The organism is Streptomyces asoensis (assembly GCF_016860545.1).
Lineage (GTDB): Bacteria > Actinomycetota > Actinomycetes > Streptomycetales > Streptomycetaceae > Streptomyces > Streptomyces asoensis.
In genome coordinates this window covers 243,088-254,845 of record NZ_BNEB01000006.1, presented here as the reverse complement: position 1 = coordinate 254,845, position 11,758 = coordinate 243,088, and the positions used below count along the sequence as shown (strand labels likewise).

Sequence of the window (11,758 nt, the reverse complement as noted above, 5' to 3'; positions counted from 1 at the left end):
ACCTAACCCCTCATTGGAGAAACACCATGAACACCCGTATCCGCCGCACCGCCGTGACCCTGGCCGCCGCGGCCGTCCTGCCCCTGGCGCTGAGCGCCTGCTCCGACAGCGGCAGCGACTCCGCCAAGTCGGACACCTCCTCCAAGGCGTCGGCCCCCGCGGCCGCCTCCGACAGCGGCATGGGTGACTCCGGCAGCACCGCCATGGCGGACAAGCCGTTCGGCCCGGCCTGTTCGGCGGTGCCCGCGAGCGGTGCCGGCTCCTTCGACGGCATGGCCCAGGACCCGGTCGCCACGGCGGCCTCCAACAACCCCGCCCTGTCCACGCTGGTGACGGCGGTGAAGAAGGCCGGACTGGTCGACACCCTCAACAACGCCCAGAACATCACCGTGTTCGCCCCGACCAACGACGCCTTCGCCAAGATCCCCAAGGCGACCCTGGACAAGGTCCTGGCCGACAAGGCCCAGCTGACGAAGATCCTCACCTACCACGTCGTCGGCCAGAAGCTGGCTCCCAAGGACCTGGAGAAGGGCTCCTTCGACACCCTGGAGAAGTCCAAGCTCACCACCTCCGGCTCCGGCGAGTCCTACACGGTCAACGACTCCGCCAAGGTCGTCTGCGGCAACGTCAAGACCGCCAACGCCAACGTCTACATCATCGACACCGTCCTGATGCCGGCCGGCTGACGGTTCGTCACCGCATCTGGTGACCTGGTCACGCACCTGGTCACCGCGGTTCGTCACCGCGACTCGGCTGCGGGGCGCCTCACCTCGGTGGGCGCCCCGCAGCATTTTTTTGCGATTCCCGCGTCACAGCCGCGGCCGGGGCGGGTCCAACGCAGTGAGAGCCCCTCAGGAAGCACCCGCACATCGAGGCAGAAAGGGACGTGCCATGACCACGCAGACCGCACCCACCGCCAAGGACGTGTCCACCCCCTCCACCCCCTCCACTCCGTCCGCCCCCTCGGTCCCGCAGCGCACCGGTGCCCCCCGCACCACCACCGCCGTGTCCGACGGCACGACGGGCGCCGACCAGCCGGCCGCCGACCGCGGCCGGACCTCGATCGCCGACGTCGTCGTCGTGAAGGTGGCCGGCATCGCCGCCCGGGAGATCCCCGGCGTGTACGACATGGGCGGCGGCCTGTCGCGCACCATCGGCGCGGTGCGCGACCGCGTGCCCGGCGGCCGGCCCAACGTGGGGCGCGGGGTGAAGGTCGAGGTGGGCGAGCGGCAGACGGCCATCGACCTGGACCTGGTCGTCGAGTACGGCGCCGCCATCACGGACGTGGCCCGGGACGTGCGGGAGAACGTCGTCTCCGCGGTGGAGCGGATCACCGGGCTGGAGGTCGTCGAGGTCAACATCACCGTCAACGACGTCCACCTGCCCGAGGACGAGGACGAGTCCACGGCCGCGGCCGCCTCCCGCGTGGCGTAGCGGGGCCGGGGAGAAGACGGGAGCTGTTCCGGGTGAGAGGTGGACAGGGCATGAGCACACCGTTCGTAGGGATGATCGCGGGAATGGCCCTGGCGTTCGCCGGTTTCTTCGGCGGGTTCGGCGCCTTCCTGCTGGTGGCCGCGCTCGGCGGCCTGGGCTGGGCGCTGGGCCGCTGGATCGAGGGCGGAGGCGGCGTCCAGGACGTACGCGACGCGTTCGAGCGGAGCCGCCGATGACCGCCGCGGCCGCCCGCGGCACCACCACCGTCTCACCGCGGGCGGTACGCAGGATCGCCGAACGCGCGGCCGCCGAGACGCTGCCCCGCCCGGGCGGCGCCCCCGGCGCCCGCTCCTCCCGGACCGCACGGACCGACGGCCCCGACCGCCCCGACCGGACCGGCCGTCCCGTGCCGGCCGCCCGGGTCGCGGCGTCCGTGCACGGCAACAGCGCGCAGCTGGCGCTCGGGGTGACCCTGCCCTACCCGGCCCCCCTGGCCGAGACCGTCAAGAACCTCCAGCGGCACGTGGCGCAGCGCACCGGGCAGCTGACGGGACTGGACGTGGCCGACGCGCGCGTCACCGTCACCGCGCTCGCCCCGTCTCTCCTGCCGCACCCCCCGCTGCCGCCGTCCGCCGGCGCCGGGCCCGGCACCCGCACGCCCCGCCGCCGGTGGTCCGGGCGCCGGGTGCCGGTCACCCTGCTCACCGCGGCCGCCGCGGTGGGCACCGGCGCGCTGGCCCTCGACCTGGTCCGGGTGCACACCGCCCACCAGGCACCCGCCGCCTGGCGCACCGGCGCCGTGCACTGGCTGTCCGGGCACGGACCCGGCGACCCGGCCGTCGTCGCCGGAGGCGCGCTGCTCGCCCTTGCCGGCGTGTGGATGGCCGTGCTCGCCCTCACCCCGGGCAGGCGCCGCCGCTCCACCCTCCTCGCCCCGGCGCCCCGCGTCGAGGCGGCCATGGACCGCTCGGCGGTCGAAGCCCTGCTCCGGGACGCGGTGGGGGACGTCGAGGGCGTCACCGCTGTACGGGTGAGGGCATCCCGCCGACGGGCCGTCGTCCGGGCCCCCCTCGCCTTCGGCGACCGCGCCGCCGCGCACGCCGCCGTCACGGCCGCCGCCCGCGACGCGCTGGCCGCCTGCCGCCTGCGCCGCACCCCACGCCTGCGGATCGTCGTCACACCGCAATCCCTGTGGCACCCACCCACGCCGGACACGACGACCCCGCCGCCCGTGCCGGACACGGAGACCGCGCCGCCCGCGCCGGACGCCACGACGGCGCCGTCCGTACCGGACACGGCGACACCGCCGTCCGTACCCGGCACGGCGACATCGCCGTCCGCGCTGGACGAGACGACCCCGCCGTCCGTGCCCGGGTCTTCGGTGCCGGGGCGCGCCCGTGCCGTCGGAGGTGAGCGGTGACGCGCCGTGTCCGCAGTGCCGTCAACCGGACGGTCCTCGGCCTGGCCGGGCTCGTCCTGGCCCTGGCCGGCTCCTGGCTCGCCGCCACGGACCGGGCCGTCACGGGCAGATTGCCGTCCTGGTGGCCCGCCGCGGCCCCCGGCTCCGTCCTGCTGGACCGCGACCGGCTGGCCCAGCTGCGCGCCGAGGCCTGGTGGACCCCCACGCTCATGGCCGCCGCCATCACCCTGAGCGTGCTGCTCGCCTACTGGTCCCTCGCACGGTTGCGTCCCGGCCCCGCCCGACCGCTCGCCCTCGCCCTGCCCGGCGGCACGGTGCGCCCGCAGGCACTGGCCGAGGCGCTGTCGACCCGCGTGGCGGCCCTTCCCGGCGTCGCCCGCAGCCGCAGCCGCGTGCTGTGCCTTCCCGGGCGGCGGCTGGAGATCGGCCTGCGGATCTGGCTGCGACCGGGCGCCTCCCCGGACGCCGTCCTGCCCGCCCTGTGCGCGCTGACGGCGGAGGCCGAGAAGAGCGCGGCGCCCTGCACGGCCCGCACCCGGATCCGGCTGAGCACCGCCGCCCCGCACCGCCCCACCCGTCTGCGCTGAAGCGGGGCACCGCCGACGCCGGCCGGGGCCGTGGCGGACCGGTCAGAGCACGGGAAAGTGCCCACCTCCGTAGCTCTCCTCGGGCAGCGGGTCGGGGACGCCGTCGGGGTCGAGGAGATGGGCGACGACGGCCGACGCGGTGCGGTGCCAGAAGCGGTGGCGGCGCAGCATCGCGTGGTCGCCGTCGCCGACGACGGCCATGGCGGGCCGCGCCGCCGCCTCCCGCGCCCGGCGTACGCAGTCCGCTGTCTCCGCGGCCGAGGTGATCCGGTCGCGGTTTCCGTGCAGGGCGATGACGCGCCGGCCCGCCGTCTGTGCGACCGGTTCCCCCGCAGGCCACCATGGTGCCAGGGCGAGGACCGCGCAGACCTGCGGGTGGCCGGCAGCGCGCAGGGCCGCCCTGCCGCCCATGGAGTGTCCGAGCAGGACCGTGGGCAGGGGACCGGTCAGTTCACGGAGTTCGTCCAGGGCCCGCCGGGTATCCCTCAGCGGGTCGGCCCGTTCGGCGTTCCAGCCGCGCAGCCGGTAGCGGACCTGGGCGACCAGAACGTCCTCGTGGGGGAGTGCGGCGGTCACCGCCCGCACGAGCGGACGCATCCGCAGCGCGGCCGGCTGCCAGGGGCTGGTGGGGCGTTCGCTCGACGCCTGCCCGCCGTGCAGCACCAGGACGGCCGCGCGGGGCCAGGAAGGAAGCGAGCGGGGCAGTAGCAGTGCACGGGTGCCCGTTCCGGTCTGCTGCCCGCTGTCCCGTGTCACCGCAGCCCCCTCCCGGCGGTCCGCCGCCTGGCCGGGCGGGGGAAGAAGCCGCTGGTGCGGGCCATGTACTCGGCATAGCCGGGCCGGTCCGCCATGTGCCGTTCCAGCAGCCGCTTCCCGCTTCCCCGTATCAGCAGCAGGCTCATCACCAGCGGGGAGACGACGGACACGGCGGCGGCCTGCGGCGCGTCGCAGGCCAGGAGGAACAGGCCCCACCACACGCAGAAGTCGCCGAAGTAGTTGGGGTGCCGGGTCCACGACCACAGCCCCTGGTCCATGATCCGGCCCCGGTTCGCGGGATCGGCCCTGAACCGGGCGAGCTGGGCATCCCCGACCGCCTCGAAGCCGAACCCGACCGCCCACAGCACGCTCCCGGCTTGGACGAGGAACGACGGCGGACCGGAGATGTACTGCGCGGCCTGTACGGGCAGGGAGACCAGCCACACCAGGGCGCCTTGGAGCAGGTAGACCATCCGCAGCGCGTAGGTGTTCCGGCTGCCGGGCGCCTTCGCCAGCATCGCCTCGTAGCGCGGGTCCTCACCGTGGCCACGGCCGCGCCGTGCGATGTGCACGGCCAGCCGCATCCCCCAGAGCGCCGTCGCAACGGTCACCAGCAGCCGTCGTAGGGGATCCCCCTGACCGGCGGAGGCGGCACAGCTCACGACGGCCACCGCGGTGAAGCCCACCCCCCAGGCGATGTCCACGATCCGGTGCAGGCCCGCGCGGACGGCGAGCGCGAAGGTGAGGAGCATGACCGTCAGGACTGCGGCGGCGGACCATGCGAGGTTGAGCGCGAACGCGTTCCAGGGGAAGCCGTTCACGGCCGGCCCAGCCCTTCGTACCAGGCGTGCGTGGTGTGCGGCATACCGCTGTGTCCTCCGGGACCGGGCCGTACACTCAGGATTTGGTCGACGCCCATCCGGCCTTCCTCGAACGCCAGCGCCCCGCCGACCAGGTACAGCCGCCACACGCGCGCCGTCTCCTCGCCCACCAGCCGCACGAACCGCTCCCAGCGCTCCTCCAGTGTGCGGTGCCACGCCTGGACGGTTCGGACGTAGTGCTCGCGCAGCGACTCGGTGTGCCGCACCTCCAGGCCCGCCTCCTCCAGCATGGCCGTCGTCTCGCCGAGCGGACGCATGTGCATGTCGGGGGCGATGTAGGCCTCGATGAACGCCCCGCCGCCAGGAGCGTCGCGGCCCCGCGCCATCTGCTGCACCAGCACCCGCCCGCACGGCCGGACGAACCGGTGCAGGGCGGCCGCGAACGCCGGGTACTCGGCGTCGCCGACGTGCTCGCCCATCTCGATGGTGGAGACGGCGTCGTACCCGCCGCCCTGGATGTCCCGGTAGTCCTGGCAGACCACCTCGACCAGCTCGCTCAGGCCACGCTCGCGCACCTGTGCGCGCACGTACGCCGCCTGCTCCCGGGCCAGGGTGACGGCGGTGACCTGGACGCCGTGCCGTTCGGCCGCGTACAGGGTGAGCGCACCCCAGCCGCAGCCGATGTCCAGCAGCCGGGTCCTGGGTGCCAGGGCCAGCTTGCGGCAGATCAGCTCCAGTTTGGCCCGCTGGGCGTCGGCGGGTCCGAAGCCCTCGTCGTCACTCGCCCAGTAGCCGCAGGAATAGGCCATGGTCTCGTCGAGAAGGAGACGGTAGAAGTCGTTGGACAGGTCGTAGTGGTGGCTGATCGCGGCCCGGTCGCGAGCCCTGCTGTGCAGACCGCCACGCAGCCGCGCCTGGGAGGCCGGCGCGGCTGGACGCGGGCCTACCGCGCCGAGCCGTACGACGGTGGCCAGGGCGCGGGCCCGGTCGGCGGGAGTGAGCCGGGGCGGGCGCAGGCCGTGCTCCCGCTGCGCGGCCCACACCGTCCTCAGCCCGTGCGCGAGGTCGCCGTCGACGTCGAGTTCGCCGGTGACGTACGCCTGTGCCAGGGCGAGCTCGCCGGGCTGCCACAGCAGCCGGCGCAGCGCGCGCCGGGACCGCAGGACGACCACGGGCGCGTCTGCCGGGCCGCTTTCACTGCCGTCCCAGGCCCGAAGCCGCAGGGGCAGCGGGCCCCCGAGGGTGTCCTGGGCGAGGCGGGCGAGCAGGTGGGCTGCGCCGGGGGCCTTCACGGGAAGGATGCTGGTCATCGCGCGGAGTTCTCCTTGGTGAACAGGTACTGCTGCACATCGAGATACCCGGACCGGAAGCCGGCCTCGGAGTAGGCGAGGTAGAAGGTCCACAGCCTGCGGAAGATGTCGTCGAAACCGAGCGCCTCCACCGTCTCGGCGCGCTCGGTGAACCTCTCCCGCCACAACCGCAGCGTCTCGGCGTAGTGGGAGCCGAAGGCGTCGCGGCGGGCGAGCCGCAGCCCTGTGTGGTCGCGCACCGCCTCCTCGATCGCCGTCGTGGACGGGATGAGACCGCCGGGAAAGACGTACTTGTGGATCCAGGTGAATGTGTCCCGGGCGGCGAGCATCCGCTCATGCGGCATGGTGATGGCCTGGAGCGACGCCCGGCCGCCCGGTGCCAGCCGCTCGTCGATCGTGCGGAAATACACCGGCCAGAACTCAGCGCCGACCGCCTCGACCATCTCCACGCTGACCACGGCGTCGTAGTGCCCGCGTGCCTCGCGGTAGTCGCACAGTTCGATACGGACCCGACCCTCCAGCCCCGCCGCGCGCACCCGTTCCAGGGCCAGGTCCCGCTGTTCCCGGGACAGGGTGAGTGAGGTGACACGGGCGCCGCGGGCCGCCGCGCGCAGGGCCAGCTCGCCCCAGCCGGTACCGATCTCGAGGAGCCGGGTGCCCTCGCCTACGTCGGCCATGTCGAGCAGCCGGTCGATCTTGCGGTGCTGGGCCGCGGCCAGCAGCTCCCAGCTCGCGGGGAAGCCGCGGAAGACGGCCGAGGAATAGCTGAGAGTGTCGTCGAGGAAGAGGGCGAACAGCTCGTTGGAGAGATCGTAGTGACGGCTGATGTTGGCGCGGGCGCCGTCGGGAGTGTTGCGCTCCGCGTGCGGGTGGCGCAGTGCCCACAGACCGCGCAGCCGTTGCAGCGGACCCGGGATCAGGTTGGCGGCGTTCCCCGCGAGCACGGTGAGCACGGCGACCAGGTCGGGTGCGTCCCACTCTCCCGCCATGTACGACTCCCCGAACCCGACCAGCCCGCCGGTGCCGATCCGGGCGTGGAAGGCGGCCGGGTCGCGCACCTCCAGCAGCGGGCCGCCGAGTCCCGCTGGGCCGCGATCGGCGAACCCTGCCCGTAGGGGCAGCCCCCGCAGGGCCCGCCGCACGAGCGCGGCCGTCACCGCACTGCGCAGGCGTGATGCCGTAGGCACCGTGACGACGTCGGGCCAGCGGCCGGACGCGCCGCGGCCGCCGGCCGGAGCGGGGCGCCCGGCCCCGGGCGGCGCAACGTCCCCACCAGTGCCGCTCCGGGGGGCGGGGCACCTGCCCGGGGCCGAACTCCCACGAGCGGCCTGCCCGGTGACGGCCCCCGCCACGGCGGCGTCCTCACCGGCGCCGTCCTCACCGGCGGCGCCCGCCTCGGCAGTGGTCGGGCCGAGGGGAACGGCATGTCCCTCAGGGGTCATACGGGACGCTGTCGTCATGTCGCCTTCTCCGTGCGGTGATCAGGGCGGGGCCGGACGGGCAGGCCCCGCAGGTACAGGCGGACGCCGTGCAGGCGGATCGAGGCCGACACGGCGAGGGTGGACCAGGGATGGCGCAGCGCCAGCCGCAGCAGAACCGGGACGGTCGCCGGGCGGCGGGCACCGCGTACGGTCGCCGTGAGGGCCCGGCCGCCCTCACGGTTGAGGTGAACGGTTAGATCGAGCCGCTCGCCGGGGGGCGGCAGCCGCATGCGGTAGTGCCCGTCGACGGGGAAGAACGGCGATACGTGGAACTCCTTGTCGGCCCGGGCCGCCCAGGACGGATCCGGGCGCAGCAGGTAGCAGTGCCGTCCGCCGTAGGTGTTGTGCACCTCAGCAACGACACAGCGCAGCTCGCCGCCGGGGCCGTGGCACCAGTACAGGGTGAGCGGGTTGAACACGTACCCCCACACCCGCGCATGGGTGAGCATCAGCACCCGGCCGCCGTCGAGGTCGACGCCCTGGGCTGCGAGAAAGGCATCCAGGCCCGCCCGGATGGAGGACCGGTCGCCGGTGAAGTGGTCGCGTGGATCGAAGCGGGCCAACGGCCGCAGCCACAGGGGCAGTAGGGGAGGATGCTCGGGGTCGATGAGCCATAGGTACGTCCGATGCCGCAGCGCGTACCGCCGCGGGGTGCTCCGCACGTGCGCGATCCGGCAGGAGTACAGGGCGGGCACGGTGTTCACCAGCGCGCCCCCAGTGCCGCGGCGGCCTCGACGCCGGAGCGGCAGCCGTCCTCATGGAAGCCCCACCCATGGTAGGCGCCGGCGAACGCGCAGACGGAGCTCCTCAGTTCGGGCAGCCGACGCTGCGCAGTCACCGACTCGGGGGTGTAGACGGGGTGTTCGTACACCATGCGGGCCAGCACCCGGCCGGGGTCGACCCGGTCCGCGCCGCCCAGGGTGACCACGTACGTCTCGGCGGCGTCCAGGCGTTGCAGCCGGTTCATGTCGTAACTGACCCGGACCCGGTCGGCACCGGCCTCGCACGACGGCATCAGGTAGTTCCAGGATGCGCGGGCACCGCGGGCCCGCGGCAGCAGCCCGGTGTCGGTGTGCAGCAGCGTGGTGTTGCGCGAGTAACGGAACGCGCCCAGCACCTCCCGCTCCGCCTCGGTGGCGTCGGCCAGCAGTCGCAGCGCCTGGTCGGGGTGGACCGCGACCACGACCGCGTCGTACGACGCCGTCGTGCCGTCCGCGGTCGTCACGTCGGCGCCGTCCGCATGACGTCGTACGGCGCGAACCGGGGCTTGGGTACGCACCTCCCCGAGGTGTTTGGCGATCCGGTCGACGTACTCCCGCGACCCGCCGCTGACCGTACGCCACACCGGCGAGCCGCTCACCGAGAGCAGTCCGTGGTGGTGCAGAAAGCGGAACAGGTAGGCGGCCGGGTAGCGCTGAGCGCTCCCGGCGTCGCAGGACCACACGGCCGAGACCACCGGTGTCACGAAGTGGGTGCGGAAGTAGGCGGAGAAGCCCTCCCGCTGCAAAAACTCCCCGAGGGTGAGTGTTGCCTCGCGTTCGCGGGACAGTAGCCGCCGGGCCGCCCGGTGGAATGCGGGCACCTCGGCCAGCATCCGCAGATAGCGTCCGCGCACCAGATTGCCGCGCTGTGCGAACAACCCGGCCGGGCCGCGGGCCCCGGCGTACTCCAGCCCGCACCCTTCGCACCGCACCGACATGCTCATCTCCGACTCCTGCGTGGCGACGCCGAGTTCGTCGAAGAGCCGCAGAAGGCGCGGGTAGGTGCGCCGGTTGTGCACGATGAACCCGGAGTCGACGCGGTGCACCCGCCCGTCGTACGGCGAGCTCAGCTCGTGGGTGTGCGCGTGCCCGCCGAGCCGGCCGTCGGCCTCGTACAGGGTGACGGGACGGGTCCGTCCCAGGATGTAGGCGGCTGTCAGCCCCGCCACCCCCGAGCCCACCACGGCCGTCCGCCGCTCGTGCCGGGGCCGGTGCCGCCGCCCGGATCCCTCCTTCGGCCTTTGTTCCATCGCCTCTCCTCCCGCCCTGGCGCTCCACGGTCTGCGCGTAATCCGGAGCAGGTCGGGCGGTGGATTGGCCACTTCAGCGGATCGGTACCACGCGGCACCCCGCCGACGAGGGTGCGGCGACGACGAGGCGCCCGGCCGCACGCGTGCGCCACGGCGGCGATCTCGTCCCTACGACCCGGCGCCGGATGACGTACGGCTTGCTTCCGCGCAGTCACCGCCGCACGGCCGGGTGGCCCACGCGGCCGCTACCGGCCGGCCGCGAGGAAGTCCTCCAGGATTCCGGCGCACCGCTCCGGCTGCTCCTCGGCCGGGTAGTGGCCGCAGTCGTCGAGGACGACCTCCGTGACGTCGTCGGCCGCCAGGCGCATCGTCCGGGCGGCACTCGCCCCGCTCCACAGCGCGCCGCCGACGGCGAGCACGGGCAGCGTCAGCCGGGTCCTGGCGCGCCGCTCGTTCTGCGCGATCGTCTCCTCCAGCGCCCGGTAGTACGCGAAGCTCGCCCGCAGCGCGCGGGGATCGGCGGCGATCGCGTCGACGTAGACGTCCACGGCGTAGGCGGGGATCGAGGTCGGCGTGGCGGCCTTGGTGGCGAACTGCCAGCCGAAGAAGACCCGTTCCCGTCCCCGGACCAGTTCCTCGTTGAGACCGGTGAGCCGGTTGAAGCCGAACTGCCAGAGCTTCAGGTTGACCGAGGCCGGCCCGAACAGCGGCGGGGACGGTGTGAGACCGGGGACGACCGCCTCGAGGACGGCGAGCCGGCCCACCCGCCCGGGGTGATCGGCGGCCAGGGCGTACGCGGTCCACGTGCCGATGTCGTGGCCGGCCACGTCGAACCGGTCGTGCCCGAGCGCGGTCATCAACGCCACCAGGTCGGCGGCCAGTGTGCCGGCGTCGTAGCCGTCGTCGGGCTTGTCGGAGAGCCCGGCCCCGCGCGGGTCGACGGCGACGACGGTGTGCCGGCGGGCGAGCGCGGGCATCACCTCCCGCCAGGCGTACCAGGTCTGGGGCCACCCGCCGACCAGTAGCAGCGCCGGGCCGTCCCCGCCGGTGACCGCGTGCAGCCGCAGCCCGTTCACCTCCACGAGCCGGCTGGTGAAGACGTCGGTGAACCCGTCGGGCAGCCGCAGCGAGCCCAGGCCGGCGATGCCGTCGTCCGCACTCATCTTGGAACGATCGGTGCAAGATGTCATGCCGTGGACCCTACGCATGTTGGAACGATCGGTGCAAGATGTGTAGGGTGACGGCCATGGCAGGCCGCAAGCAGTTCGACGTGGACGAGGCGCTACGACGCGCGATGCACGTCTTTTGGCGCTGGGGCTATTCGGAGGCCTCGATCGACCGCCTGACCGAGGGCACGGGCCTGGGCCGGGGTTCGCTCTACGGCACCTTCGGCGGCAAGAGCGCCCTCTTCCGCAAGAGCCTCGCGCGGTACGCGCAGACCTACCACCCGCTGTACGAGCAGGCGCTGTCCGGACCCCACCCGGGCCCGGGCGCCGTCGTGGAGGCCTTCCTGCGGGTCGCCCTGAACCGCATCGCCGACCCGGCGGTCCCGGACGGCTGCCTGCTCACGGTGTCCGCGACGCAGTTCCCGGCGCTCGACGAGGAGAGCCGGGCCATGGTCCGCGCCCTGATGGACGGTCTGCGGGCGAGACTGGAGGAGGCGTTGCTGGCGGCGGGCGCCGGTGAACAGGAGGCGGCAAAGCTGGCCCTGTGCGCGCTGGCGACGAACAAGTCCCTGGCGGTGCTCAGCCGCGCCGGCTTCCCGGGCGAGGACCTGGCGACCGTCGCGGCAGCCGCCGCCGAGAACGCCAAGGCTCTGCCCGACCGACCGGCCTGACCGTCAGGGCCGAGGGCGCGAACGCCTTCGTCGCCGGCGGATCTGCGCACGCCGTGGGCCACCTGCGTCCCGTGAAGCGAGGGGCGGCCGCGCCCTGCGAG

At 73.9% G+C, this 11,758-nt stretch carries 13 protein-coding genes; 6 read left to right on the top strand and 7 right to left on the bottom strand.

Annotated elements, in window-relative coordinates:
- Nucleotides 1–26 precede the first annotated feature (26 nt).
- The 5 genes from Saso_RS37560 to Saso_RS37540 all read left to right on the top strand — a co-directional run bounded on the left by Saso_RS37560 (nucleotide 27) and on the right by Saso_RS37540 (nucleotide 3,441).
- Complete coding sequence (locus Saso_RS37560) at nucleotides 27–686, top strand: fasciclin domain-containing protein (protein WP_189927255.1); 660 nt, start codon at nucleotides 27–29, stop codon at nucleotides 684–686.
- 205 nt (nucleotides 687–891) lie between these two features.
- On the top strand, nucleotides 892–1,434 hold the full coding sequence (locus Saso_RS37555) for an Asp23/Gls24 family envelope stress response protein (RefSeq protein WP_189927254.1): 543 nt from the start codon (nucleotides 892–894) through the stop codon (nucleotides 1,432–1,434).
- A gap of 50 nt (nucleotides 1,435–1,484) precedes the next feature.
- On the top strand, nucleotides 1,485–1,670 hold the full coding sequence (locus tag Saso_RS37550) for a hypothetical protein (RefSeq protein WP_189927335.1): 186 nt from the start codon (nucleotides 1,485–1,487) through the stop codon (nucleotides 1,668–1,670).
- A complete protein-coding gene (locus Saso_RS37545) occupies nucleotides 1,667–2,854 on the top strand; it encodes a DUF6286 domain-containing Asp23/Gls24 family envelope stress response protein (protein ID WP_189927253.1) in 1,188 nt (395 codons plus the stop codon). The genes Saso_RS37550 and Saso_RS37545 overlap by 4 nt, the downstream gene beginning before the upstream one ends.
- A complete protein-coding gene (locus Saso_RS37540) occupies nucleotides 2,851–3,441 on the top strand; it encodes a hypothetical protein (protein ID WP_189927252.1) in 591 nt (196 codons plus the stop codon). Before Saso_RS37545 ends, Saso_RS37540 begins: the two co-directional genes overlap by 4 nt.
- Before the next feature lie 42 nt (nucleotides 3,442–3,483).
- On the opposite strand, the gene Saso_RS37535 is transcribed toward Saso_RS37540, so the two are convergent.
- The 7 genes from Saso_RS37535 to Saso_RS37505 all read right to left on the bottom strand — a co-directional run bounded on the left by Saso_RS37535 (nucleotide 3,484) and on the right by Saso_RS37505 (nucleotide 10,983).
- A complete protein-coding gene (locus Saso_RS37535) occupies nucleotides 3,484–4,197 on the bottom strand; it encodes an alpha/beta hydrolase (RefSeq protein ID WP_229901519.1) in 714 nt (237 codons plus the stop codon).
- Nucleotides 4,194–5,018 (bottom strand): DUF1295 domain-containing protein, encoded by an 825-nt coding sequence (locus tag Saso_RS37530; protein WP_189927251.1) that lies wholly within the window; start codon nucleotides 5,016–5,018, stop codon nucleotides 4,194–4,196. Before Saso_RS37530 ends, Saso_RS37535 begins: the two co-directional genes overlap by 4 nt.
- Nucleotides 5,015–6,328: an SAM-dependent methyltransferase gene (locus tag Saso_RS37525; RefSeq protein ID WP_189927250.1), complete on the bottom strand. Its 1,314-nt coding sequence runs from the start codon at nucleotides 6,326–6,328 to the stop codon at nucleotides 5,015–5,017. Before Saso_RS37525 ends, Saso_RS37530 begins: the two co-directional genes overlap by 4 nt.
- Nucleotides 6,325–7,515 (bottom strand): cyclopropane-fatty-acyl-phospholipid synthase family protein, encoded by a 1,191-nt coding sequence (locus Saso_RS37520; RefSeq protein ID WP_359769389.1) that lies wholly within the window; start codon nucleotides 7,513–7,515, stop codon nucleotides 6,325–6,327. The genes Saso_RS37525 and Saso_RS37520 overlap by 4 nt, the downstream gene beginning before the upstream one ends.
- A gap of 269 nt (nucleotides 7,516–7,784) precedes the next feature.
- Nucleotides 7,785–8,513, bottom strand: coding sequence for a DUF1365 domain-containing protein (locus Saso_RS37515; protein WP_189927249.1), 729 nt, complete (start codon nucleotides 8,511–8,513; stop codon nucleotides 7,785–7,787).
- Nucleotides 8,510–9,820 (bottom strand): NAD(P)/FAD-dependent oxidoreductase, encoded by a 1,311-nt coding sequence (locus tag Saso_RS37510; protein WP_189927248.1) that lies wholly within the window; start codon nucleotides 9,818–9,820, stop codon nucleotides 8,510–8,512. The genes Saso_RS37515 and Saso_RS37510 overlap by 4 nt, the downstream gene beginning before the upstream one ends.
- A gap of 245 nt (nucleotides 9,821–10,065) precedes the next feature.
- A complete protein-coding gene (locus tag Saso_RS37505; RefSeq protein WP_229901518.1) occupies nucleotides 10,066–10,983 on the bottom strand; it encodes an alpha/beta fold hydrolase in 918 nt (305 codons plus the stop codon).
- A gap of 83 nt (nucleotides 10,984–11,066) precedes the next feature.
- On the opposite strand from Saso_RS37505, the gene Saso_RS37500 reads away from it, so the two are divergent.
- A complete protein-coding gene (locus Saso_RS37500; RefSeq protein ID WP_189927246.1) occupies nucleotides 11,067–11,657 on the top strand; it encodes a TetR/AcrR family transcriptional regulator in 591 nt (196 codons plus the stop codon).
- The last annotated feature ends 101 nt before the right edge of the window (nucleotides 11,658–11,758 follow it).